This is a genomic window from Veillonella faecalis, assembly GCF_024677885.1.
Lineage (GTDB): Bacteria > Bacillota > Negativicutes > Veillonellales > Veillonellaceae > Veillonella > Veillonella nakazawae.
Window position 1 is genome coordinate 355,894 of record NZ_JALBWL010000002.1, and the last position, 26,254, is coordinate 382,147.

The window sequence follows — 26,254 nt, forward strand, 5'->3', positions numbered from 1 at the left end:
TATTAGTATACGAATAAAAGAGAAATTATTTATATTTTTAAAAGAATACTTAGCCTTAAAAGGTTTCCAAAATTTGTTATAATAATATATAGATTATTTTATACATCAATTCGTGGAGGCTATATGAGACGACAAGACCGCAAGATTACAGATATAGATGAAATTAAGGGCATTTTAAATAGCACTCGTATCATTCACCTAGGCATGATGGATGGTGATTACCCTTACGTAGTACCCCTACATTTTGGATATGAATTTATAGATGAGGTGCTTTATATTTATGTGCATGGGAATCATGAGGGAAAGAAATTTGATTTGATTCAAGAGAACTCTCATGTATTTATTGAAATTGATGGCAGTGATGAGGCCCTTGTTTCAGGTGGAGATATACCTTGTAAATATAGTTCAGTTTATTCCAGTGTCATGGGGCGAGGAGAGGCTACTTATTTAGAGAGAATTGATGAAAAGGCTCATGGGCTACAAGTATTGATGAAACACCAAACAGGACGTGAATTTACTTTTACAGAAGCCATGGTAAACTCTGTGGGCGTAGTACAAATAAAAGTGGTAGACTATACTGCAAAAAGACGAAGACAACTTGAACAAGATATTATTATGCCTCCACTAAACGAATAAAGACACCACATCCTATTGAACGCTATAAAGATATAGCGCTCAGTAGGATGTTTTTTATATCGAACCTAAGTATTAGATACATTCGTTGATGATGCCTATGCTTTCACAAAAGGAAAGATAAAAGTTTTATGAAGTAGCTGGAGCTACAGAATAGGTTTCTTGATTCTGATATAAATAAGAAAATATATCATTATATGTGTGAAGTATATTATAAAATTTTATAAGCGGAGAGAATATGAGAAAATTAATATGTAACTCCATTTTGGCTGCTATAGCTGTTGGTTTAGTATCTATAAGCTATGTAACCGCAGATACTGTTGATCAGTCTGTATCGATTAATAATTCTGAGTCCGCATCTAAGTCTAAAAATGTTACGCCAAACATGAATAATGCTTCTCCAATTAAACAAATACCAAGAACGCAATTAGTAGGCTGGCCTTTAATGACTCAAGACAGTGCTCGTAATTTTAAGGGGATAGTAGAGGCTATTCAGAAATTGCCGTATGAGGCTGAGGCACCTAGTTATATACCTTATGGATTTCAGCTTTATACAGCACGTCTTGATCGAAATGATGTACTAGAGGTTGTATATTACAAAAAAGGTGCACCTATCTATCAGGCTGGGAAAAAATTTATTACTAATGCTATGGCCTATCGAATGGGCTATTCCGTGGATACCGTAAGAGATACAGCGTATATTCCTACAGAGTATAAGGACTTTGAATGGTCTGAACAAGGTGAATCTGGCGAAGTCTTTTATACCGGTGATCCAGCAGCACAACTGATCCGTAGCATTACGTGGACGGAAGGTGGCCTGGCGTACTCCTTATTCTTCTTAGAACCTGTGAAAGCAGTTGATGCTGAATTCTATAAGGAACATGTAGTATCTGTAAAAAATATAGATAGCTCACGTTATGAATTATTAGGAAACTATCCGGTTACGAAGATTTCAAACAAAACAATTGATGAATATAATAAAGAACGAATGATTCCTTAGCAGATAAACTGATGTTATACAAATTGTATCTAGAACAATATATTGTGTAATAGCAGTAGAATTTGTAATCGCTTATAAAGAGGAAAAAATATGAGAAGAACAATGTATAAGTCCGTTTTAGCTGTTATTGCTGCTGGGTTATTATCTGTAGGAATGGCCACAGCAGAAACGGTAGATACTCCTGATACTATAGATCAGGCTGGATCCACTAAAACACTTAAGCTAGGACATAATTTTAAAAATGTAGAGCCTAGAACTGATAGCTTACAGTGGCACTTTCATGATTGGCCTATAGAGAATACAAAAAAGGCGCATACTTTTAACGGAAAGCTATTAGAGGCAGCAAAGAAGCTTCCATATGAGGCTGAGGCACCTAGCTATATCCCTTATGGCTATGAAATCTATACAGTGCGTCAAGACAAAAATGATGTATTAGAGGTTGTATATTTTATAAAAAATTCCCAAACATATCGAGTTGGGAAGAGAAACTCTGGTAGTATTTTCGTTTATAGAATGGGCTATTCAGTGGAAGATGTAAAAGATGTACCGTATGTTCCTGCTGAGTATAAGGACTTTGAATGGTCTGAACAAGGTGAATCTGGCGAAGTCTTTTACACCGGGGATCCAGCAGCACAACTAATTCGCAGCATTACGTGGACAAAAGACGGTATGGCATATTCCTTATTATTCTTAGAATCTGTGAAATCAGTTGATGCTGAATTCTATAAGGAGCATGTGGGGCCTGTAAAAAATAGATAGCTCACGTAGCCATTTATTTGGAATAAAGCGAAATGTGTGTAACCGCTCGAAGAGGAGAGAATATGAAGAAACTAATAACATCTGCTGTTTTATGTGCCGCGATGGCTACTGCAGTAAGCACCTTTGGTGTACAGCCAGTTAGTGCTACATACCCGTTAATCGATAAAAATGGTAACACTGTTCCTGTTGAACGAGATGTAGATAATAAAAAACTCATCGATGATAATAAAAAACTCGCTGATCGTTATCGTTGGTATGATCAAGTTGATGATTATGATTTAGTTGAAACTAATATTGAGAGTACTGTGCAGGAATTTGGCTATCCTATACAAGTTCCGTCTTATATGCCTAAAGACTATGCAGTACGTGATGTAAAAGCCAAGGACCATGACGTATTAGAAATTGTATATACGGAAACGGGCCGTGATGGAGAATTTGGTCCGAAGCTAACCTTCTCTAATACAGATATTGCATATCGCATGGGTTGGGCTATTGATACAGTGGTAATGCCTATATTAGAAAAGACAAAGTACAATGCTAAGGATGCAGTTAGCTTTACTACCCCTAATGGGATTTCTGTACATACGTTAGGTTATAGTAAAGACGCTATTCAAATCGCTTATTGGGAAAAAGATCACAAAGTGTATATGCTCTACTTTGCTTCTTCAAGAGACCAAAGCTTTGTAAGCAAAATTGTAGACTCTGTAGGTCCTGTGAGTAACGTAGCTGCTGATGATACTCGACTACGTGGTGACCGCAATGATAAGCAAAATGTTGAAGAAAACGATGCGAAAAAGGTTAAACAAAATGATGATCCGGATTGGCCTCCTTATGAAACGATTGGGTTGCCATTGCGTACACATACGAATTCTGTGTGGCCTATACTTACTAGCAAAACCATCGGTTTACCTAGCGGTGTAATTAATGCATCTCATAAGATGTCCTATGACGTATCTGTACCAAGTTATTTACCGTTTGGCTATACATACTATGCTACACATTTTTATGACAATGATGTATTAGAAACTGTATATTGGAAGCAAGGTGAAGAGTATCAAGAGCGCAGCGGTCGTTGGGTAACTCATACTATGGTCTTCCGCATGAGCTACTCTATGGATACTGTATGGCCTGAAGAATATATCCCAATGGAGTACCATGACGTACAGTGGAGCGACTCCACTCCAATAGGGGAGGTTCAATATACAGGGGATGTAGATAAGGGCTTAGTGCGCAGTGTTACGTGGTACAAGGATAATATGGCGTATTTCTTGTTCTTCCAAGTGCCTGTGAAAGCATCTGAAGCAGACTTTTATAGAAATCATGTAGTGCCATTAAAAGACATCGATCCAAATCGTACAGACTTAATTGGTGTAAAAACAATTCGTTAATACTAAAAAAACCTATCTCCTAGATATATTACTAATATCTTTGGAGATAGGTTCTTTTAGTATATGTAATTTACATACAATTAGTTCTCAGCGTATTAGTGATTATAGCAATCAAATGTTACTTTCATTAATAGCTTGATTATGAGTATACGTTAATTAGAAGAATACGTAACGGATGATAACGAGTACCGCTAATACGTACATAATCCAGTTAACCTCTTTTGCACGACCTGCAATAATTTTGAGTAGAGGGTATGCAATAAGACCTGCAGAGATACCGTTAGCGATGCTGTATGTGAACGGCATCAAAACGATAACGAGGAATGCAGGGAAGCCTTCTGTCCAATCATCGAAATCGATATTGCGAATAGCACCTAACATGAGGGCACCAACGATGATAAGCACAGGAGATGTGGCTGCATTTGGTACCAGGGATACGATTGGAGCCAAGAACAAGCAGATTAAGAATAATACGCCTGTTGTGACCGCCGTTAAGCCTGTACGGCCACCAGCACCTACACCTGCCGCACTTTCAACAAAGGCAGTAATTGTAGAAGTACCGAGCAATGCACCAGCACTAACGCCAATAGCATCGACAGTCATAGCTTTACCAAGACCTGGGAATTTACCAGATTTAGGATCTGCAATTTTCGCTTCCGTAGCCGTACCAATCAAAGTACCCATGGAGTCGAACAATTCTACGAAGGTGAAGGAGAAGATAATCGTGATTAAGCCCATATGGAGCGCACCAGGAATATCTAGTTGAAGGAATGCTGCTTTAGAGAAATCTGGTACTGCTAATACAGTAAAGTTCTCAGGCATTGTGGAAAGGCCAGTAGCGTAGGAAAGAATTGTTGTTACTGCCACACCAATCAAGAGAGAACCTTGAATTTTACGAGCCATCAATAAAGCTGTAAAGATGAGGGAGAATAGAGCCAACAATGTTTCGCCACTGTGCAAATTACCGAGCGTTAAGAGCGCTTCGGACGCAGGGGGTACTAAGTTGCCGTGTGTTTGCACAACTTGACCTAAGGAGTTTGGAGACAAACTAATGGAGATAGCCATCAAGCCGGATAATTTCAAACCGATGATAGCGATGAAGAGACCGATACCAACGGTAATGGCAACCTTCATAGAGGCTGGGATGCCTTCAACGATCATTTGGCGTATCGACGTAAGTGTTAATACGAGGAATACGAGACCGGAAATGAACACCGCACCTAATGCTGTTTGCCAGGATACGCCCATACCGAGAACTACGGTAAAGGAGTAAAAGGCTAAGAGGCCAACCCCTGGAGCGAGGGCAATCGGATAGTTTACGAATAAACCCATAGCAATCGTTACAAGGCCACCACCTAAGGCAGTAGCGATGAGGACTGCATCTTTATCCATCCCTCCGAGACTAAGAATGTTAGGCGCCAAGAATAGGATGTACGCCATCGTGATAAACGTAGTAATACCAGCTAAAATTTCGGTTTTAACAGTTGTACCGCGTTCACTGAGTTGAAATAGTTTATCTAACATTAGATAACATCCTCCTATATGAAATTAAAAAAATATCCAAATAAAATATTTCGATATATGTATAGTGTATCATATTTCCCACCATTTTTTGTATGAATTTGTGATATACTATAAATATATTATGAAATGACTTAGAGGTTAACTTATGAAAATATCTACAAAAGGGCGTTATGCCTTACGGATATTGGCGGATATTGCAGAGCACGGGGTAGAAAAAAATGTACCAATTCGTGAGATTGCAGAACGCCAAGGATTTTCCGATAAATACTTAGAGGGGATTGTATCTCGCTTATCCTCCGCTGGCCTCGTTAAAAGTGGACGTGGTAAATACGGTGGATATCGCTTGGTGAAATTACCTGCTGAATACAATGTATATGAAATTTTATATGCTGCAGAGGACTCCATTGCTCTCGTATCTTGCTTAGAAGACGATGTAGAGCCATGTCCGATGTTTAACGATTGCTTGACTGCTCCATTGTGGCAGTACTTGCAAGATGAATTCCGTCACGTTATGGAACGCGTATCCTTACAGGATGTAATGGATCACAAGTTTCCAACGGAATAAATGAGAGAGTCGCGTATCATATGCGGCTCTTATTTATGTACGCCGAATAGGCATGACTAATCCCCCAGTTAAACTGGGGGTTGGCAAAATTTCTTAGAGAAAAGGAAAGAACCTCCTAGTGATAAAATGAAGTTGGTCTGGCAACCACAACATTTCAACATAGGAGGTTCAATGTCAATGAATGACGTAAAAAGCTTATCACATAGTAAATGGAGATGTAAATATCATATTGTTTTTGCTCCAAAGTATAGAAGACAAATAATTTATGGTCGGATAAAAGCTGATGTAGGTAAAATTTTAAGAGATTTATGTAAGAGAAAAAATGTAGAGATTATAGAGGCGGAATGCTGTCCGGATCATATCCATATGCTAGTAACGATTCCACCACATTTAAGCGTATCGAGTTTTATGGGATATTTAAAAAGCAAAAGTAGCCTCATGATATTCGATAAACACGCAAATTTAAAATATAAGTATGGAAATAGACATTTCTGGTGTAGAGGATATTATGTGGATACGGTAGGACGATATGAAGGGGCGATAAAAGAGTATATTCGCAATCAACTACAAGAAGATATAGCACAAGATACATTAAACTTTAAAGAGTATACCGACCCGTTTACGGGTGAGCCAGTAAAATAGGCAGAATAAAAGCCCCCGAGTAGGGGGCAGCCAGTGGTAATAGAGTGGTTGTCAGATCATTCAATGCCCTCTTTAGAGGGCCACCACTAGAGAAAGACCCTTATAGGGTCAGAGCAAACCACCCGTTCTACGGGTGGTTATGATTTTATAGAATGTAAAAGTATCTTGCTATATATACTTTTATATATGAAAGGAGGGACCGAATGAGTACAACTACATATGACGCTCGCGGTGGCATGCGCAATGTATGGATTATTACGGCGGCCATGACAGTGCTAGCCATATGTTACACTATGATCATTCCGTTTTTGCCTATCTATCTCTTAGAATTAGGCGTTCCAAAGGCTGACGTAGCTCTTTGGTCGGGTCTCGTTTTCGGTATTACCTTTCTCATTGCAGGCATTATGGCTCCTATATGGGGCAAGATTGCCGACAATAAAGGTAAAAAACGGATGGCCTTGCGTGCTGGCTTTGCCATCGCTATCTGTTATGTATTAATTGGCTTGGTTACAGATCAATATCAATTACTCATGGGTCGTGCCCTCGTTGGTTTTGCTAATGGATTCTATCCAGCGGCAATGACTATGGTGTCCCTTAGTGTTGATGAAAAACAGGTTGGTAGAGCATTAGGTATATTTCAAACTGGTCTTATCTTAGGCAATGTCATTGGCCCGTTTTTAGGTGGCGCTGTTGAGAGTGTTGTAGGCATGCGACCTGTATTTTATGTATCTGGTATTGTTGTATTTATTGCGACTTTGGCCGTATTATTTTTTGTGAAAGAACCAAAATTACATGCTGTGGGTGCCGATGGAAAAGAACAAGCTGCTCACCATACCAAATCTACATCCTTACGTGAAGACTTTAAAGCGGTTCAACAACAGCCTGTATTAGTACGATTACTTTGGATATTCTTCTTCATGCAATGCGCTATTATGATGTTGCAACCTATTTTGGCCCTCTATGTAGGAGATATGCAAGGCACTATGGAAGGGGCTGCTATTATTTCTGGCACAATCCTCAGTATTGGCGGCTTAGCAGGATCCTTAACGACGAACCTATGGGTCCGCCTTGGTGAACGCCGTGGTTATTTTAAGACTATCTCCTACTGTATGATGGGGAGTGGTGTTGTCCTCTTACTCCAAAGCTTGCCAGTAGGTATTTGGTGGTTTGGTGTGTTACAAGTCTTAATTGGTTCTTGTATTGTAGGGATTAACCCATCCTTAAGTGCAGCAGTAACCCTCAATACAGATCCAAGTTTTAGAGGCCGCATGTTTGGTATGACTACGACGGCTCAACAATTTGGGTCTATGGTTGGTCCTGTGTTTGCAAGTATTGTATCTACTTATGTTGGCATATCCTATGTATTTAGTATTACAGGCTTGTTATTGCTATATATGGCATTCCAATCTAGAAAACTATCTGCCAAGCACGAATAATGCTATAAATGATTACTCCACACGATTATGTGTGGAGTTTTTATTTAGAGAGAGTAGATATACTTATCAGGATTGAATAATATGACCAATTTTAATAAGACCGAGAAAATAGGATATAAGAAAAAATTATGTTAATCGATAATCTAAGAATACATTTTTAGTGCATAATAACGGGCTTTCATACGCTTTTTGTGAATAGCAATCCAATATAGCCGGATTGATTGCTTTTACCAAAATATTGGTATATAGTTAGTTTAAGGTAAGTCATTTGTCTCACCCTGTGGGACGGAAAGGAGTTATTATGGTCCGTATCGGTCATGCTGTACTCGGCGAAAAGGGTACAAAGATATGTGTTCCTATTGTGGGCACAACAATGAAAGAAATTTTAGATGCTACTGCGATTGCATGTAATACACCGTGTCATGTAGTGGAGCTACGCATTGACTATTACGAGCGGGCCTACTCCATTGACGCTATTATTGAATTATTAATGCTCATTAAGCCTCAATTAAAAGGTCGTGCCTTGTTATTTACATGGCGCACGAAAGGTGAAGGTGGGGAAAAATCCATTTCTTCACAAGACTACTTCACCATGTTAGAGCGCATCATTCCTACTGGATTGGTAGATGCTATTGATATTGAACTCTTCTTTGATCAAGATAGAATGCTCAAGACTATTGAGTTTGCTAAGGTACATGGCATTACAATTATCATGAGTAATCATGATTTTAATGGAACACCAAGCCATGAAGTTATTGTAAATCGTCTTCTTCAAATGAAAGAATTCTTAGCCGACGTGCCAAAGATGGCTGTTATGCCTAATACAACAGGGGATGTATTAACTCTCCTTGAAGCAACGGCTGAAGTTAAAGCCTTGTATCCATCTGACCCAATCATTACGATGGCTATGGGACCACTCGGTGCTGTTACACGTACTGCAGGCGCTCTATTTGGTAATGCTATGACATTTGCCTCCGCTGGCAAATCATCAGCACCAGGTCAAATCGATGTGCATGAACTAAAACGTATCCTCGATACCATCGACGTAGATGGCGTCTTCGATGAACAACAACATAAACGCGTAAAAGTGCATTAAAAAAGTCGGCGATAGCCGACTTTTTTATTTGTCTTGTAGTTCTTGTAATATATTCATACGAGATGGTCGAATATAGAAAATATAGATATAATTACCTATAACTTTATATAGAATAAGATACTTTTTGTATGATAATTTTCTGTATTTTTCCTTACTATCTACAATAGGATAGCGCTCAGGAAAAATAGATAATGAACATATTTTTTGGTAAATTTGCGATAATTCTTTTTGGATAAACGCAGTGTCTATAAAGCGTTGCTTTAATGAAAGTTTGAGATTTACTATGTCAGATTTAGCAGTAGGGGTCAAAATTATTGTATATCTCATTTTAACCTCCATACTTATAAATCTTTAAGGAGCTCATTAAAGACTTTTTCAGCAGGTTCGCCAATTCCATTTTTTGCTTGATTAAGTCCTATCTCTATTCTTGTGTTTAAATCTTCTTTAGTCCATAAATCATCATTTATAGCATCAATCCATTCTGGACGATGGATAGTTTGAGGAATATCGTTAGTGAATTGTATTTGTTTAGATACAAGTGTGACGGTTTGAGATATGGTTAATCCCATTTCTTTTAGAATTGCCGTAGTGAGTGCCTTAACTTTAGGGTTTATACGGATATTGAGTATGCCTGTTTTATCAATTTTATCAAAGGATATTTCTACCTCGTTTTCTGTTGATGCTCCATATGTATTTATTGTATCTGAGGCCTTTAATGTTGTTCGGGGTTGTTCGTAGGTGCCGTCATTGTTGAGTGTACTTGGCGTTGGTGTTTTTTCTGTAGGAGTTGTTGGTAAAGCAATAGCGAAAGGAATGCGACGTTCTTTTATAATTTGACGAAATAGTGCATCTAGCATGGATGTATAGGATAGACCCTGTGCCTTTAATATGCTAGATACTTCCTGTTTTAGCTCTTCGTTGATGCGGACTTGTAGGTTTACGGTTTTCATAGTATCTCTCCTAGTATTCTTTTGACCTGTGACTGTAATTCATTGGTCATATTGTTGATTTTATATTAAAAGGTATTTACGTTAATCAATTCCATTTGTAATTACATTGTAATTGCAAATGTAGTTTTCTACAAATACCTATAATTAATAGTACATATAAAAAAGCAGTAGTTATCTTAGGAATAACTACTGCTTTTAGTACTATATCTATGAAGTTAAAATATGAGTTTTAGTTTTATCTAGAAACACAGATGTAAATGCATTTACTTATAAAGCTATTGAGGCTCTTACTAATTCAGATGTAGATGCTCTTAGCCATTTATCTGTAAAGGGTTTTACAAATGTGATATACAGGCTCTTATAATAAGTTTGCTTCGAAGTCTTCTAGGATAGCTGCTACTGTTTCTGGTGCATTGCGGTTATGTTCTATTATGCATTGAGCGAAGCTTTCATACATTGGTGTACGAATTTCTTCGAGCTCGCGTAAGCGCTCGATACCGCCACTAGAGAGTACGCGGCCGGTGGTAGATAGGTTTTCTATAGGTTGTGTTAATTGGTAGATACGACTGTTTTGGCGTAGGTGTGCAAAGTTTTTAGGCACTGTTACACAGCCACCGCCAGTGGATATAACAAGGCCTGTTTGAGTGCCGAGTTTTGCAATCATTTCTGCTTCTTTTTCGCGGAACGCTGGTTCCCCTTGTTCCGTAATATAGGTAGAAATGTCACCGATTTCTTTTTCTAGTTCTTGATCCACATCAATGCAAGTACGGCCCATTTTTTCGCCAAGGGCTTTACCAACCGTTGTTTTACCTACACCAGGCATGCCAATGAGGATGATATTTTCCTTTTCACGTCGCATATCGCGCAAGATTTGCTCGATTTCTTTCGTGCCAAAGCTTTCACCTTGGAAATGGTTAGCGGCCTCAACGCCTTGGGCTACAAGGAATGGCAAGCCATCACAATGAGGAATTTCCATCATTTCTGCTTGTAACAGTAAAATCGTACGGCGTGGATTGTAGATGAGGTCTACAACGCCTTCCAATTTAGAAAACTGCGTAATATCGATGAGATTGGCTGGATTGTGAGGATACATGCCGATAGGGGTACAGTTAATAATAATCTGCGCTGTTTCATAATAGTTTGGCGCATCACCATAGAATGGAGCTGTTTTGCGAGATAAATGAACGATGTTTTTTGCACCTAAATCTTCGAGAGCTACGTGGACGGTAGCAGAGGAAGCACCATCGCCAAGAATGATACACTCCTTGCCAGATACATCGATGCCTGCATGTTGTAAGGTAAACACGAAACCATCATAGTCTGTATTATAGCCGTGCCATTTACCATCCTTGCGAACCATTGTATTTACACAACCGATGCGTTCTGCACGAGGATCCACAACATCACAAGCTTCAAGGGCATTTACCTTGTAAGGAATGGTAATGTTAATGCCTTGTAGTTCTGGATCAGCGAAGAACTCTTGCAATTGGCTTGGTTCGCGCTCAAATAATTCGTAATTTGTATTCCCTAACGCACTATGAATGCGAGGGGAGAAGCTATGGCCCAACGTACGGCCAAGTAAACCAAATTTCATAGGACCTCCTAGGTCAATATACATAGAATGGCTAATAGGCTGCTACCTATTAGCCATTGGAATTTTATGACTACATTCATTGTACTATATATGCTCTTATAGGCACTAGTACGGATGAATATATTAGTTTTCTGGATAATTACCGAGCAAGCGGAATTTATCTTGGGATGTATGAAGCTCTGCTAGAACGGATAATACCTTAGGATCCGCTAGGGATGCCTCTAAGTCGAGGTAGAACAAGAACTCAAAGTTATGGCCTACGATAGGGCGAGACTCAAGTTTTGTAAGGTTTACGCCGATGTTAGCAAACTTGGTAAGCAATGTACCAAGGCCACCTGGAGCATGGCTTGCTGTGGTTACTACAGAGATTTTATTAGCCCCTGGGTATACATGGAAGTCCTTGCTAATACAGATAAAGCGGGTATAGTTGTTATCGCTGTTTTGGATGTTACGCATCAATGGAGACAAATTGTACAAGTCTGCACATTGAGGTGCTGCGATAGCGGCTACACCTGGATCATCACTAGCTGCTACTAGCTGTGCAGCACGTGCTGTGTTATCAAAGGAGCGTAATTCGACACCTTCTAATTTTTCTAGGAAGTGGCTACATTGGCCCAATGCTTGTGGGTGAGAGATGATAGTATGAATATCCTCTAGTTTTGTACCTTTTTTTACGAGTAGGTCGTGAGAAATCCATAGGCGTGTACCGCGCACGATATAGCATTTACGATCCTCTAGAAGGTCATATACCTCTTTTACAGAACCATTAGAGCTATTTTCGATAGGTAATACACCGAATTGACATTCGCCAGACTCAACGGCATCGAACACGGCGCGGAATCCTGTTACGTAGTGAATTTGGCTAAGTGGTAATAATTTATCGCATGCCACTTGTGCATTGCTACCGAATACGCCAGCACAAGCTACGCTGCCTCGTTGAGGAGGCAAGGTAGGGGATTGCTCAATGGCTTTTTTCATTTTTACAGTGAACTCATTATCTTGAAATAATTGTTCAGACTGATACGTACGGCTCAAGCTGAATAATGCTTCAAAGAAACGGCGCGCATATAAATCAAGGTCTGGGCCTGCATCTCTCGTTACTTTGTCGAGAATATCGCGTTCCCGTTTGGCATCGTAAATAGCCTTGTTCATTTCTTTTTTCGCTGCCGCAACGTCCTTGGAGAGTTCCATGCGCTCTTTGAAGAGGGCGAGCATTTGGTCGTTTATATCGTTAATTTTAACGCGTACTTCATCTAAGTTCATGGTCAATATCTCCTAAGAAATCAAGTATAACAAGGGCCGTAACAGCTTCGATTGCAGGTACTGCACGAAGCGCTACACATGGGTCGTGACGACCTTGGATTGTGAGTAATGTGTCCTCTTTTTGTGAAAGTGACACAGAATGTTGTTCTTTATAAATAGATGGTGTAGGCTTGATGCCCACTTGCATAACGAGAGGCAAACCATTGGTAATACCCCCTTGGATGCCACCACTATTATTCGTTGTCGTTGTAATCTTGTCGTCATCCATGGTGAAAGCATCATTCACTTCGGAACCAAGTTGTGCACACATATCAAAGCCACCACCGAAGGATACGCCTTTAATGGCGGGCACCCCAAAGATTACGCGAGCTAAGCGGTTTTCAATGCCATCAAAGTTTGGATTGCCAAGGCCAATTGGTAGACCTGTAGCAACGACTTCAACGATACCACCTGTAGAGTCTCCATCTTTTTTGAGCTTCATAACAAGGGTTTCTACTTCGTTACGCTTTTCTGGATTAATCATAGCGATTGGCTCTGTAGCGATACTAGCTAATGCTTTCATATCTGGATGAACCATATCGATAGGAGCATCTTGGATCGTTCCCACTTGTTTTAAATGGCCGTGGATTTCGATGCCTTTTTCACGTAATAGTTGAAGGGCAATGCCACCAGCTACGCAAAGTGGTGCTGTAAGGCGAGCTGAGAAGTGACCACCTCCGCGCATATCTACCTTGTCGCCGTAGCGCATGCGCGCTGTGAAGTCCGCATGAGATGGGCGAGGGATATCGCGCAAGTTATTGTAATCGCTAGAATGTTGCGATGTGTTGCGGATCATAAATGCCAATGGAGAACCGCTAAGCATACCATCTACGATACCTGCTAAAAACTCAGGTACATCGGCTTCCTTACGTTGCGTTGTTAATTGATTTTGCCCTGGCGCACGGCGCTTTAAAAAGGATTTTAATTCATCGATATCGATGGTATGTCCACAAGGTAGACCCTCTACAATACCACCGATGGCATACCCATGAGAGGCGCCGAAGGTAGATACCTGTATGGTTTTACCGAAATTAGATGCCATTATATTAACTCCTACTATATAGTACGTACTATTTCTATTATCTATTAGATTTCACCAGATACGATTAGAAATCTAAACTGGTTGTGCATTACCGCCCACTAAGTTCCAGTCCTCAAAGAAGTCTGGATAGGATTTTGTGATAGCTTCGCTATCTTTTAAGGTAACAGAATTTTCACTGATGAGAGCCATCAATGTGCCAGCCATAACGAGGCGATGGTCATTTACGCAATCACCTAGTCCACCTTTAAGTATACCACTACCGATGATGTATAGGTCATCGCCTTCTTCACGAACTGTGCCGCCTAAGTCTCTTACGAGATTAGCAACGGCTACGAGACGATCCGATTCCTTTAAACGTAGGCGAGCACCCTTAACAAAGGAACTTTCACCAGAAATAGAGCAAGCAAGGGCCGCCATAACAGGCAACATATCAGGCATTTGCTCGAGATCAGCATGAATCGGTTTAGAAGCGCGACCTGTGACCGTCACATTCATACCATCCCAGACAACATCACAACCAGCATCAATCATAACTTGCATGATGCGGCGGTCCGCTTGTACAGAGTTTTTGTTCATACCTGTAATCGTAATTGGTTTGCCAGTCATACCGGCTGCCACCATCCAGATTGCTGCATTAGACCAGTCGCCTTCGATTTGGTAATTATCACGACCGATGAAGGATGCACCAAATGGGACTGTGAAAGCCTCATTAATATCGGTATCCGGTAAGGTATGCTCTACTTCTACACCAAAATCGCGCATAGTTTCAGTTGTTAATGTTACATAATCGCTAGATTGTAGTTGTGTAGTTGACGTGATGGTAGATAAGCCGATTTGAGGAGCAGCCAACAATAAACCAGAGAAGAATTGGCTACTCACATCTCCTACCATGGAGAAATTGCCCCCTTGAAGACGACCTGTCATAGTGAATGGCGGTTTATCTTGGGAAAAAGTTACGCCGTGCGCTTTCATTTCCCCTAGCATAGGTTCTAGTGGACGATCTGGTAAACGACCTTTAGCATCTACATCTATATCATTACAGATGGATGCTGCTACAGGTAATAAAAGGCGTAACGTAGTACCTGATTCGTGAGGTACTACATTGCCCTTTGCAGGAGCGGGGCCAGGAGTAACGGTAACAATTTTATTTTCATATACTACGTGAGCCCCTAAGCCTCGCAAAGAGTCCATCGTTGCATCGATATCCTTAGAGGTACGACTCAGTAATATAGTAGATGGAGAGGTAGCAAGAGCTGCACAAATCAATGCGCGGTGTGCATGGGCCTTTGCTGGGATAGACGCAACCGTCCCTGTAGGGATGGCGTTCGTTACGGAATGCATATAAATCTCCTTTAAGTATTAGGTCTCATATAACTATAATTCTATCTATAGAGAAAAAGATAGTTTGTATCTTACGTAAGCCTTCAAACGAATTAATAAGGTTTAGTCTAAATAGGTGGCAAGTTCTTCGTGTGTTACCACCTTAAGTTCGCTATGGCCGTAGGTTGTAGGAACTACAATTTTAATGGTAGCACCTTCGCTTTTTTTATCGTGTTTAGCAGCTGCTAAGATTTCTTCTTTCGTTATGGTCGTAGTAGTTGGCAAATCGTGTGCTTCGATGAGGGCTTTTAATTTTTCTAATGCCTCTTTATCTAATTCTCCATGTTTTACAGCACCTTGTGCCATGAGGACCATACCGATGGCTACAGCATAGCCATGGTGGACTTCAAAATGGCTGGCCTTTTCGATGCCATGACCAAAGGTATGACCGAGGTTTAAGAGGGCACGAACACCGGACTCGCGTTCATCTTGCTCAACTATATCCGCCTTTGCTTGAACGCAACGAGCGATGACGGCACTCACGCTATCGCGATGTTTTATTAATGGTTTGTGTTCGAGTTGGGTTAATAAACCTGGTACATCGAGGAAACCGTATTTGATAATTTCCCCACAACCATTTTTCCATTCCATGTCTGGCAATGTATGGAGGGTTGTAGGATCACAGAGGACAAGGATAGGTTGTTTGAAAGCACCCCACAAGTTTTTACCTGCTTCTAGATTGACTGCTGTTTTACCGCCTACAGAGGAGTCTACTGCGGCTAATAGGGATGTAGGAACCTGTACATAGTCGATACCACGTAAGTAGGTAGCTGCTGCAAAACCGGCCATATCGCCCACAACGCCACCGCCAAGAGCGATAAGTAAATCTTTACGCGTTAACGATTGAGCTGCCATATATTCTACTAAATCGATGAGTTGATGAGCGTTTTTTGAGCTTTCCCCAGCAGGGAATACATAATCACAAACAGTATAACCCGCACGTTCCATATTAGCTTTCACAGAATCCAAATAATGCGGTGCCACATTGCTGTCGCTAACGATGATAACACGGCAATTTGGTTTTAACGGTTTAATATAATCGGTGATGCGTTGTAAAGCGCCTTCCTCGATGACAACGTCATAAGGGGTGGACGCGTTAATATGAATGCGAGTCATAACAGTTCCTTTCATAAAAGAATAAGCTAGTACCTATTATAACGGATACTAGCTTATTTGTGTGCTATCTAAGATTATTTAGTGCATTCTACCAATGCTTGGCGCAATGCGATAATTTCTTTCATAAGGCTAGTGAATTGGTCTGGACGTAATGCTTGTGGGCCGTCGCATAATGCTTTGGATGGATCATTGTGAACTTCGATCATAAGGCCGTCTGCACCGCCGCCTATGGATGCAAGGGAAAGTGGACGAACCATGCGGCTCATACCTGCAGCGTGGCTAGGGTCCATGATGATTGGCAAGTGAGATAATTCGTGCATCATAGGAATTGCTGTCACGTCTAATGTATTACGAGTTTTAGTTTCGAATGTGCGGATACCACGTTCGCATAATACAACTTGTTCATTGCCTTCGGACATGATGTATTCAGCAGCCATCAACCATTCTTCGTATGTAGCAGATAAACCGCGTTTTAAAAGAACTGGTTTGTTTAATTTGCCTACTTCTTTTAAAAGTGTGAAGTTTTGCATATTACGAGCGCCGATTTGAAGCATATCTACATTATCGAAGTATTGTAATTGGGAGATATCCATAACTTCGGAAACGATAGGTAGACCTGTTTCTTTTTTAGCAAGTTCTAATAATTCCAAACCTTCAGGACCCATGCCTTGGAAGGAGTATGGAGAAGTACGAGGTTTGAAAGCACCACCACGAAGAATTGTAGCACCTGCTGCTTTACAAGCTTTTGCTGTTTCTAATACTTGTTCAGGCGTTTCTACGGAGCAAGGACCTGCCATTACTGCGAAGTGACCGCCACCGATCAATGCACCACCTACGTTGATTACAGAATCATCTGGATGGAATTTACGGTTTGCTTTTTTGTATGGTTCTTGGATGCGAGTTACTTTATCTACGAAATCAAGGGATTCGATTTGACGAGCATCGAGGGATGCAGTATCGCCGATAAGACCTAAAATATTATAGCGTGCACCTTCTACAGGATGGATAATGAAGCCTTTTTCCTCTAATTCACTGCGTAAACGAGACACCTCTGTTTCTGCTGCGTTTTGTTTCAATGTGATAATCATGATAATTCCTCCTTGTAACTACAGTGAATAGTAGGGCTCACCATACGGGATAGCAAACAAAAAAGGGCTACCCGTAGTTTAATACGGGCAGCCCTTTTACTATTCTAAGCAACTAATAATGACTCAATCTTAATTAGCGTACCACAAATAGTTCCTTACCCGTACGTTGGATAAAGAACCAATAAAAGTATTGTTTTGTAGCTAAGCTAATTTGGTTAGTCATCTTTGGTTGCTCCTTTCTAAAAATTATGGGTATAGTATAAACCCAAATGATAAAATTATGCAATACCTAAAAATGAATTTCATAGAAGTTTTAAAATATTTTGGCTGTGGGAATTAATAGAATTTAAGATGTTTGTTGGAATTAAGCGTGTTTTTGATATAATAAAAATAAGAAGTTTTCAGTGTTTATATTATGTTTCGTAATAAGCTTAAATCGATTTTTATAAATATACTTATTCTGCGAAAGGGTTACCTATGATTATTCAAATCTTAGATCATATAACTGATGAAATAAAACAAATACGCATTGATGTGTTTATGAAGGAACAGGGTTTTGAAGACGAGTTCGATGAAATAGATGAAATAGCAAAGTTTGTCCTCTTATCTATAGATGGTAAGCCGTCGGGGACTTGCCGATATTTTCCTAGTGACGTAGCTGGAGACGCACATATTGGCCGTATGGCGGTGCGTAAGTTGTATCGTGGACAACATCTAGGTACTAAGATTATGATGGCCGCAGAAAACGGCATTCGCCGCGATGGATTTAAGACCTGCTCCTTATCAGCGCAAGTACAGGCAAAAGCATTCTACGAATCTCTTGGCTATAAGGCAGAAGGCGAGGAATACCTTGATGAAGGCTGTCCACATGTGATGATGCGGAAAGTATTATAAGAAACTAGATACTAAATATAATAGTTTGTATTAGTTCAGTCAGTATATTAATATCCATATATTTCAAAATATGAGGTGAGAGTTTATGAAACTAGCAGAAGCATTACAAGAGCGATCTGATTTGAATTATAAAATTAGTGATTTAGAGCTTCGTTTGACTCAAAATAGTTTAGTGCAAGAAGGGGAAGCACCGAATGAGAACCCTGAAGAGCTTTTAAAAACATTAGATCAATGTGTAACTAGACTACAAAAGTTAATTGCAGATATTAATTTAACAAATTGTAAAACTATTGTAGAAGGTCGTTCTATTACTGAAATTATTGCGGAAAAAGATAGTGCTGCATTGCGTCTAAGTGCTTATCGGACATTGGCGTCTAGCGCGGGTAGTATCAATTTTCGTGCGAGAGGGTCTGAAATCAAATTAATCCCGACCATCAATGTTAAAGATATCCAAAAAGAAGCTGACAATATAGCAAAACAAGTTCGTTTATTAGACAATTTATTGCAGTCTGCTAACTGGACCACCGAATTGATTGAAAGCTAATATCTATATAGTTGGTAGTTTGAAACAGGGTGGACACAAAACTTTTGCTTTTACCAAGCGTTTGATGAATACATTCATGGGGCGAATAAAAATCTACAGTGTAGGCCTATTTGCGCACAAATGTATTGATACAATTTACAATGTATTACCACGTGTCAACTGTACAAACGAGGGTGGCGTTGGGGACTATTTCTAAATATAAACGATAAAAAGATACTCAATCCAAAGATCTGGATTGGGTATCTTTTTTCTTAGTATTCTAATTTATGGAAATCAAATACCGCTACCTTTGATTATAGGTACGTTAGTACTACGGTATATTTAATTTTTTGATAAGCATATAAATTTTACTTTTTTACTTAGTGAATTATGTTATAATATAATTAAATAATAATCATTATTTAATTATATAGAATTTCTTAAGTAAGGAGATTTCATTATGACAGCAGAACAAAAAGCAGCTACGGCAGCAACAAGTTCTACCGCAGCTAAACCAACACCTGAACAAGGTACCGAATGGATAATTTGCCGTGTATGCGGATATATTGAGGATGCTAAGTACAGGGATCAACCTTGTCCAACATGTGGTTTTCCTCCAACAGTTTGGATGGATTACAAGCCACGTCGCATTGATACAAAACGTGAAAAATTGCTAGATCTTCATTTACATCCAATTGCGGTACATTTCCCAATCGCAGCAACAGCAGCTTCTTTCTTAGTACCTGTTATTGCATTGTTGATTCCATCTATTGCAAATGTATTATTCCCTGCCATTACATTAGTAGCAATGATATTACCACTTCTCGTTATCATTGGTGGTATTTCTGGTTATATTGGTAGTAAATTACGTTACAAAACAGGAACATCTAAAATTCCTAAAGCAAAGATTTACTTAACAGTTATCTACTTTATTCTTTCCTGTGCACAAGCCTATATCGCTATTGCTAATGGTGTAAATGCTGATAACGCATGGATCATGATTATTTTAGGTATCGTAGCTTCTATCTTTGCTGCCAAACTTGGTAAAATGGGTTCCTATCTATTTGCAGGTAGATTCGGCCCATATACAGCTGGCTAACCGTTATTAACTGAATAACCTTTATAATGAAAAAAGTGATTCTCCCACCGTGAGAATCACTTTTTCTTTTATCATTTTTTATTATTCTAAATCATCAAAATCAAATGCCGCTGCTTTTGTATAGTTTGTAACTTTTGCTTCGAAGAAGTCAGTTTTTGTGCTATTCAAGTTGGAGAAGCTTTCGATCCATTCCATTGGATTATCCTTGATTTCAGGATATAGATGAGGCAAGCCGATTGCTTCTAAGCGGATATTGGCAAGGTATTTGATATAGCGTTCAATAAGAACGTTGTTAAGGCCGAGGATTTTATCATCAGTGATGTATTGACCCCAAGCGATTTCGTTTTCTGCACCTTGGCGAATCATGTCAGTGATTTTTGCTTCTAGTTCTGGTGTGAACAAGTCAGGGCGTTCACGACGTAACTCGCGGATGATGTTTTGGAACAATACAAGATGAGTTACTTCGTCGCGGTTGATGTATTTGAAAATAGTGGATGTAGCTGTCATTTTACCTTGGCGTGCCAATGTGTAGAAGAAGCTAAAGCCGGAGTAGAAGTAGATACCTTCTAAGATATAGTTGGCGATGATTGTGTGAATGAGGTTTGCTTCGCTAGGATCATCGCTGAAACGTTGGTATGCATCAGCGATAAAGCGGTTACGAGCAAGCAATGTCTTATCTGTACGCCATTCGTCATAAATTTTGTCACGTGTAATAGGATTTGTTACAGTGTCCAAAATGTAGGAATAACTTTGAGCGTGAATTTCTTCTTGGAATGCTTGGATATTCAATAAAGATGCCACTTCAGATGCTGTAATATAACGGCTCAAGTTAGGCAAGTTTTCAGATTGAATAGAATCAAGGAAGTTCAAGAATGCAATAATTTTGTCAAATGCACGGCGTTCGTAATCTGTTAAGTATGGGAATTGCTTAACGTCTTCGTTCAAGGAAATCTCTTCAGGAATCCAGAAGTTGTTGAGCATTGTACGGTACATTTGGTTCGCCCAGTCGTACTTGATACGATTCCATTCGCGAAGGTTTGTGGTGTTGCCGCCAATCATAGATTGCGTGCCACGTTCACCATGTTCGTTGAAAATCAATTTTTTATCCATAGTAGGACTCCTTTATACAACGATGCGACCTATACTGCTATAGGTCGTCATCAGATTTATAAACACATCTCGTATTAGGAGGAGCAGCTAGTGCACTCATCCATTTCAAGGGATTGGTTACGGATGTAGTAGATTGTTTTGATACCTTGTTTGTAGGCCTCAACATAAAGGTCTAGGATTTCTTTTGCTTTCATTTGAGGTGTGATATACAAGTTGAAAGATTGAGCTTGGTCAATATGACGCTGACGCACACCACAAGCTTTGATGGACCATTGTTGGTCGATTGTATGCGCTTCTTTGTAGAGCCAGAATGTTTTGTTGTTCAAATCTGGTGCAGTTTTTGGTGTGAAAGAACCTTTCTTCTCTTCGATGAAGAATTTTTTGAAGATAGGGTCGATACCAGCCGTTGTGTTCGCAATGTTGGAAGTAGAACCTGTAGGAGCTACGGCCATCAAATAACCATTGCGGATGCCGTATTTTGCAACGTCTGCAGCCAATTGTTTCCAACGATCGGATGTGTAGCCACGACGTGTGAAGTATTCACCAGTTTCCCATTCGGAACCTTTGAATGCAGGGTATGCACCTTTTTCTTTCGCCAATTCCATGGAAGCTTTGATGGAATAGTACGCGATGTTTTCGAACAACTTGTCCGCTACTTCGATATGTTCATCAGACTCCCATTGGATATCGTGGTTTACAAGGTAGTGGTGGTAACCAGATGTACCAAGACCGATAGCACGGTATTTATCAGAAGTCATGCGAGACTCTGGTACTGGTGCTTGGTTAATGGAAATAACATTGTCTAACATACGAATTTGAAGAGCGATATTTTCTTCCAATTCTTCGTCAGAAATGCGACCAAGGCTGATGGAGTTCAAGTTACATGTAACCATGTCGCCTGTATTTGTTTTCGTAGTGATAGTGCCGTCTTCGTTGATGATTTCTTCAGCAAGGTTTGTGAAGCCAACGTTTTGTGCGATTTCGTGGCACAAGTTAGATGCGTAAATCATACCTGCATGTTTGTTAGGGTTTGCAGCGTTTACAGTGTCGCGGAAGAAGATGAATGGTGTACCAGTTTCAACAGCGGAGCGCATGATTTTTTTCATCATGTCTAGTGCTGGTACTTCGATGCCGTGCAAGTTCGGATCTTGTTCACATTCAAGGTAACGTTTTGTGAACTCTTTGTTATCGTCTGTATCGTAGAAGTCTTCTAAGGCATAGCCTTTTACAGCCAAGATTTCATGAGGATCGAAGAGTGTGAAGTTTTCACGGCCGATCATACGTTCCATAAAGATGTTTGGAACAGAGATAGCAGGGAAGATATCATGTGCTTTACGACGGTCGTCACCATTGTTTGTACGAAGCTCTACGAATTCGTAGAAGTCTTTGTGCCAAATATCAAGTGTTACTGTAGCACCGCCTTTACGTTTACCCAATTGGTCTACTGCAACCGCTGTATCGTTGTATAAGCGGATCCAAGGAATAACGCCACCAGAGGAGTTTTTGAAACCGCGGATATCGGAGTTCAATGCGCGAACTTTACCAAGGTAGATACCAAGAGCACCACCGTGTTTAGATACGCGGGAGAACTTGCTGTTTACGTCATAAATGGACCATAAGTTATCATCTACACCAGAGATAAAGCAGGAGGACAATTGATGGAATGGTGTACCAGCATTTGCCAATGTAGGTGTAGCTGTTGTCATTTTTAATTGGCTCATCAAATCGTAGAATTTTTTAGCGTATTCTACTTTGTTTTCGCCCTCTACCAATGCCAAGTGCATTGCTATAGCCATGAAGCGTTCTTGTGGCAATTCAAAGATTTCTTTGTTGAAGCCTTTTACCAAGTAACGGTCAGCCAATAATTTAAGACCTTCATAGTTGAAGAGGTAGTCGCGTTTAGGTTTGATGTAATCGCCTAACTCTTGCAATTCATCAGGTGTATATTCTGTAACGAAGAAGTCAGCGTATTTTTTCTCTTCTACGAGCATGTGTACAAGATTTGGGAAGTTGCCATAACCAAACGCTTTGTAGCGACGAGTGATAGCTGCTTCTTTATAGAGATCGAACAAGAAGAGGCGAGCTGCTACAAACTGCCAATCTTGGTTCATTTTATTAACTTGGTTGCCGAAGCCGTCGTCTTTTTTAGAGATAACCTTTTCGATAGCTGTTTGTACTAAAGTTTTTTGAATTTCTTTAGTTGTCATGCCATCAACGAATTGTAACTTCGCATCCATTTCCAATTCTAGTGGATCACAAGAATCTAACCCCAAACATGCGAAGGCAATCATACGTTTCGTTTTTTCAACGGATAAAGGCTCGAAATGGCCATCCCGTTTCTTGATCATAATCTCCATTACTGTTCCCCTTGAGTCTTAAAAGTAATAAAACTGTTAATCTAAGCATATATAAGATTAGACTGAAAAGTATAAAATATCTTTAAGTTAAGTCTAATCAGAAAAATAAGAAAACTACTATATGTTGTAGTTTTCCTATTGAGCTTATACATTATGTTACGATTATAGCGAAAAAATTCTATACATTCAATATTGACATTTAGAAATTTATAAATATAGAATGCTTAAATTTATCGATATAGTTATAAATGCTAGAAAGTACTATATAAAGAGCATATATGATGATTTTGAATGATGTATCTCTTTTGTGAATAGTAAAATAGTACGTGGCAATATATGAAATTCCGTTCTATATCCTTCTCTATACTATTGTGATTTATTTTATTAAAAGCATGTCATACATGTCCTATAATAGATATATATATAGTAAATAGGAGGTAAGACATGAAGTCTATTGTTATATATTCATCCCTTACGGGAAATACTAAACAAGTGGCAGAGGCTATTACTAGTGTATTGCCAGCAGGTACACCATGTGTATCTATGAAAGAATTGCCGTCCGATTTATCATCTTATGATCTTGTGTTTGCAGGATTCTGGGTGGATAAAGGGACAGCTAATAAAGAGGCCCGTGATGTACTAGGCACATTGCATAACTCTCATATTGCTCTATTTGCAACGGCTGGTGTTCCACCGCAAATGGCACATGCTAAGGAGAGCTTAATCAATGCAGCAAATTGTTTGCCAGATGGCGTAGAGCCTGTAGGGACTTTCATCTGCCAAGGCAAGGTAGACCCTAAGGTCATCGAAATGATGTACAAGATGTTCCCGAAAGGGCATAGCCACGGTCAATCTGCTGATCGCGATGCACGTCATAAACAAGCTGCAGTACACCCAAATGAAGACGATTTTAAAGCGGCCCAAGATTTTGCCCAACATATTCTAGTCAAGTTAGATCGATGAATAAAAGCAGTACCCCTGTGGGGTACTGCTTTTGTCATATTATATATGATGTTGTAATTATTACTATATTGTATTATATGCTTAATTATAAAGTACGTTAAATTTAAGTTTACGTGTATCGAATTGGTTTATGAAGTACGATGTAATCAATAGTTTGTATCCAGTGCCTTCTATAATGACAGGATCGATAGCTGTTTTATCGACTGTAAGGAACTTATCATAAATATGATGCACCTCTGTCACACCATTTGGTAGAGATACCTCTAAATCAAGGCCTTTGTTGAGGAACTTGAAGGAGATAGAGTCGAAGTTGGCAGATTCTACTTCGTATTCCTTAAGGTCTCTTTCGTAGACTATTAATTCGATGTTTTCAATGTATTTATCGTATCCTGCAATCGAAATAACCTTTGGTGCAGTTATAGCATCAAAATTAATATATTCAACTCGTCTGCCGTTTGTTGGGTTGGTATCTGGCAGTTTTAAATCATCTACAGGGACATATGGTGTGCCATAGTCCGTGAAGTTAGGATCAAAGGTAGCAGCTATTGGTAGGCTTGCATGCCATTCGCCATCGACTTTAGTATAGGTCACAAATTCACGATACGTTGTATAGCCTATGAATGGCGTTAAGAGAACAGTACCTAAGGCAAGAGCCATAACTGTTGTGTGTACAGATGGTTTTAAACCCTTCACAAGAGAGTATACATTGTGTACTAAGAAGATTAAATTGAATGCACTCACGTAAATCGTATTGAGCCAGAGCACTGGTTCATTAATCACACGCTTACCGATAAGAGCTAAGCACAGTGTAGTTAGCGTAATGAACAAGAAGCATAGTATTTGCTGTGTTCTGCTACTTTCACTAGATCTAAAGCTAGCCAAGTAGAATAGGTAGAAAATGGCTACATACGGATAATAGGTGTAGAAGAAACGCGTATCCTCTCGAAGCCCTAACAGAATCAAGACTAAATAGATATTAGCTAGAATGCCTGTAATAATGGACGCCTTAGGTAAGATGATACCGAATACAACAGTAAAAAATGAGTTTGGTGCCGGAGGACCTGCGGGATCCTCTTTGTAAGAACATACCATAGATAGACAAATGAACATATTAATGGATGCGAGTACCTTAAAAATGGTTTCTTCAAAGTTGAATGGTTGGTCCACGATGATGAAGAAGAACCATAAACTCATGATGATAACAATGTTATATAGCGTAGATGTAACAAGGGTGATGCCAATCCGTTTGATGCGGTTAATGATTTCACCGATGTAGTGTTCACCAGGCGATGTGAAATACAAGGCAATCATGGAGTACAGCCATAGGTACGATATATTTTCCGTAGCTAGTTCAATACCTCGCACGTAGCCGTAGCCTTCGTGAATCATATAAAGGCCAACGCTGATTCCGATACTTACTAATGTATATAAAACGGAAAACTTTCGAGCCCTTGTTATATAGCTTTGTAATATAACGATAAAGAAATACAGTGAGTATAGCTTAATGTCGATTTCGGCAAACCAATCTTGTTCAATATACAACGGTGTACATGAAAATATGGCAATTAATGCCAGTAATATAGGCGACTGCGTTGCTAGGTCCCTCAGCGAAGACCATAAATGTTTAATAGCAAATTTCATAGATGTTCTCTCCCTCTATAAATATAAATATAAATACCTCTCTTATTATTAGTATACCTGTTTTCTGGTGAAAGCCCTATGAGGTTTTACATGCTTTTAAATATCCTTTACAATAACACTAAGAACTAGTTTTCAAAGAAAAGAGGTTATCA

The 26,254-nt window shown here is 39.6% G+C and carries 24 protein-coding genes; 12 read left to right on the top strand and 12 right to left on the bottom strand.

Features of this window, described 5'->3' with window-relative positions:
• The first annotated feature begins 123 nt into the window (after positions 1-123).
• The 4 genes from MOQ65_RS05385 to MOQ65_RS05400 all read left to right on the top strand — a co-directional run bounded on the left by MOQ65_RS05385 (position 124) and on the right by MOQ65_RS05400 (position 3,780).
• The gene (locus tag MOQ65_RS05385) at positions 124-636 is read left to right on the top strand and encodes a pyridoxamine 5'-phosphate oxidase family protein (RefSeq protein ID WP_257846912.1); all 513 of its coding nucleotides are present in this window, start codon (positions 124-126) and stop codon (positions 634-636) included.
• A gap of 235 nt (positions 637-871) precedes the next feature.
• Positions 872-1,633, top strand: coding sequence for a hypothetical protein (locus MOQ65_RS05390; RefSeq protein ID WP_257846913.1), 762 nt, complete (start codon positions 872-874; stop codon positions 1,631-1,633).
• A 90-nt stretch (positions 1,634-1,723) separates the two neighbouring features.
• Complete coding sequence (locus MOQ65_RS05395) at positions 1,724-2,392, top strand: hypothetical protein (RefSeq protein ID WP_257846914.1); 669 nt, start codon at positions 1,724-1,726, stop codon at positions 2,390-2,392.
• Positions 2,393-2,454: 62 nt separating this feature from the next.
• A complete protein-coding gene (locus tag MOQ65_RS05400) occupies positions 2,455-3,780 on the top strand; it encodes a hypothetical protein (RefSeq protein WP_257846915.1) in 1,326 nt (441 codons plus the stop codon).
• A 156-nt stretch (positions 3,781-3,936) separates the two neighbouring features.
• Here MOQ65_RS05400 and MOQ65_RS05405 read toward each other — a convergent pair whose 3' ends face one another.
• Positions 3,937-5,304, bottom strand: a complete 1,368-nt coding sequence (locus MOQ65_RS05405; protein ID WP_024066768.1) for an NCS2 family permease — start codon at positions 5,302-5,304, stop codon at positions 3,937-3,939.
• Between the two features lie 145 nt (positions 5,305-5,449).
• On the opposite strand from MOQ65_RS05405, the gene MOQ65_RS05410 reads away from it, so the two are divergent.
• From MOQ65_RS05410 to aroD, 4 genes are all read left to right on the top strand, one after another.
• Positions 5,450-5,869 (top strand): RrF2 family transcriptional regulator, encoded by a 420-nt coding sequence (locus MOQ65_RS05410; protein WP_024066769.1) that lies wholly within the window; start codon positions 5,450-5,452, stop codon positions 5,867-5,869.
• 177 nt (positions 5,870-6,046) lie between these two features.
• Complete coding sequence (tnpA, locus tag MOQ65_RS05415; RefSeq protein ID WP_038125930.1) at positions 6,047-6,511, top strand: IS200/IS605 family transposase; 465 nt, start codon at positions 6,047-6,049, stop codon at positions 6,509-6,511.
• Between the two features lie 203 nt (positions 6,512-6,714).
• Positions 6,715-7,947 (top strand): MFS transporter, encoded by a 1,233-nt coding sequence (locus MOQ65_RS05420; RefSeq protein WP_257846916.1) that lies wholly within the window; start codon positions 6,715-6,717, stop codon positions 7,945-7,947.
• A 301-nt stretch (positions 7,948-8,248) separates the two neighbouring features.
• Complete coding sequence (gene aroD / locus MOQ65_RS05425) at positions 8,249-9,043, top strand: type I 3-dehydroquinate dehydratase (protein ID WP_257846917.1); 795 nt, start codon at positions 8,249-8,251, stop codon at positions 9,041-9,043.
• Between the two features lie 24 nt (positions 9,044-9,067).
• Here the strand turns inward: aroD and MOQ65_RS05430 are convergent, their stop codons facing one another.
• From MOQ65_RS05430 to aroF, 8 genes are all read right to left on the bottom strand, one after another.
• Positions 9,068-9,370, bottom strand: coding sequence for a type II toxin-antitoxin system RelE/ParE family toxin (locus MOQ65_RS05430; RefSeq protein WP_005377462.1), 303 nt, complete (start codon positions 9,368-9,370; stop codon positions 9,068-9,070).
• Positions 9,371-9,384: 14 nt separating this feature from the next.
• Entirely contained in the window at positions 9,385-9,993 is a 609-nt protein-coding gene (locus MOQ65_RS05435; protein WP_195186173.1) for a type II toxin-antitoxin system RelB/DinJ family antitoxin, read from the bottom strand.
• Between the two features lie 358 nt (positions 9,994-10,351).
• Positions 10,352-11,587 carry a shikimate kinase gene (locus MOQ65_RS05440; protein ID WP_257846918.1) on the bottom strand — a complete coding sequence of 412 codons (1,236 nt, stop codon included), beginning with the start codon at positions 11,585-11,587 and terminating at the stop codon, positions 10,352-10,354.
• A gap of 123 nt (positions 11,588-11,710) precedes the next feature.
• Positions 11,711-12,850, bottom strand: coding sequence for a bifunctional chorismate mutase/prephenate dehydratase (locus tag MOQ65_RS05445; RefSeq protein ID WP_005379588.1), 1,140 nt, complete (start codon positions 12,848-12,850; stop codon positions 11,711-11,713).
• Positions 12,837-13,931, bottom strand: coding sequence for a chorismate synthase (gene aroC / locus MOQ65_RS05450; protein ID WP_257846919.1), 1,095 nt, complete (start codon positions 13,929-13,931; stop codon positions 12,837-12,839). The genes MOQ65_RS05445 and aroC overlap by 14 nt, the downstream gene beginning before the upstream one ends.
• 72 nt (positions 13,932-14,003) lie before the next feature.
• The gene (gene aroA, locus MOQ65_RS05455; protein WP_257846920.1) at positions 14,004-15,272 is read right to left on the bottom strand and encodes a 3-phosphoshikimate 1-carboxyvinyltransferase; all 1,269 of its coding nucleotides are present in this window, start codon (positions 15,270-15,272) and stop codon (positions 14,004-14,006) included.
• 102 nt (positions 15,273-15,374) lie between these two features.
• Positions 15,375-16,427 carry a 3-dehydroquinate synthase gene (aroB, locus tag MOQ65_RS05460; RefSeq protein ID WP_257846921.1) on the bottom strand — a complete coding sequence of 351 codons (1,053 nt, stop codon included), beginning with the start codon at positions 16,425-16,427 and terminating at the stop codon, positions 15,375-15,377.
• A gap of 74 nt (positions 16,428-16,501) precedes the next feature.
• Positions 16,502-17,515, bottom strand: a complete 1,014-nt coding sequence (gene aroF / locus MOQ65_RS05465; RefSeq protein WP_119207088.1) for a 3-deoxy-7-phosphoheptulonate synthase — start codon at positions 17,513-17,515, stop codon at positions 16,502-16,504.
• A 477-nt stretch (positions 17,516-17,992) separates the two neighbouring features.
• On the opposite strand from aroF, the gene MOQ65_RS05470 reads away from it, so the two are divergent.
• From MOQ65_RS05470 to MOQ65_RS05480, 3 genes are all read left to right on the top strand, one after another.
• Entirely contained in the window at positions 17,993-18,409 is a 417-nt protein-coding gene (locus MOQ65_RS05470; RefSeq protein ID WP_257846922.1) for a GNAT family N-acetyltransferase, read from the top strand.
• An 85-nt stretch (positions 18,410-18,494) separates the two neighbouring features.
• Positions 18,495-18,953 (top strand): DIP1984 family protein, encoded by a 459-nt coding sequence (locus MOQ65_RS05475; protein WP_257846923.1) that lies wholly within the window; start codon positions 18,495-18,497, stop codon positions 18,951-18,953.
• Between the two features lie 439 nt (positions 18,954-19,392).
• The gene (locus MOQ65_RS05480) at positions 19,393-20,031 is read left to right on the top strand and encodes a hypothetical protein (RefSeq protein WP_257846924.1); all 639 of its coding nucleotides are present in this window, start codon (positions 19,393-19,395) and stop codon (positions 20,029-20,031) included.
• An 81-nt stretch (positions 20,032-20,112) separates the two neighbouring features.
• On the opposite strand, the gene MOQ65_RS05485 is transcribed toward MOQ65_RS05480, so the two are convergent.
• Positions 20,113-21,141, bottom strand: coding sequence for a ribonucleotide-diphosphate reductase subunit beta (locus MOQ65_RS05485; RefSeq protein WP_009661519.1), 1,029 nt, complete (start codon positions 21,139-21,141; stop codon positions 20,113-20,115).
• A 74-nt stretch (positions 21,142-21,215) separates the two neighbouring features.
• Complete coding sequence (locus tag MOQ65_RS05490) at positions 21,216-23,498, bottom strand: ribonucleoside-diphosphate reductase subunit alpha (protein ID WP_257846925.1); 2,283 nt, start codon at positions 23,496-23,498, stop codon at positions 21,216-21,218.
• Positions 23,499-23,942: 444 nt separating this feature from the next.
• On the opposite strand from MOQ65_RS05490, the gene MOQ65_RS05495 reads away from it, so the two are divergent.
• Positions 23,943-24,461, top strand: coding sequence for a flavodoxin family protein (locus tag MOQ65_RS05495; protein WP_257846926.1), 519 nt, complete (start codon positions 23,943-23,945; stop codon positions 24,459-24,461).
• Positions 24,462-24,542: 81 nt separating this feature from the next.
• On the opposite strand, the gene MOQ65_RS05500 is transcribed toward MOQ65_RS05495, so the two are convergent.
• A complete protein-coding gene (locus MOQ65_RS05500) occupies positions 24,543-26,102 on the bottom strand; it encodes a hypothetical protein (RefSeq protein ID WP_257846927.1) in 1,560 nt (519 codons plus the stop codon).
• Positions 26,103-26,254 lie beyond the last annotated feature (152 nt).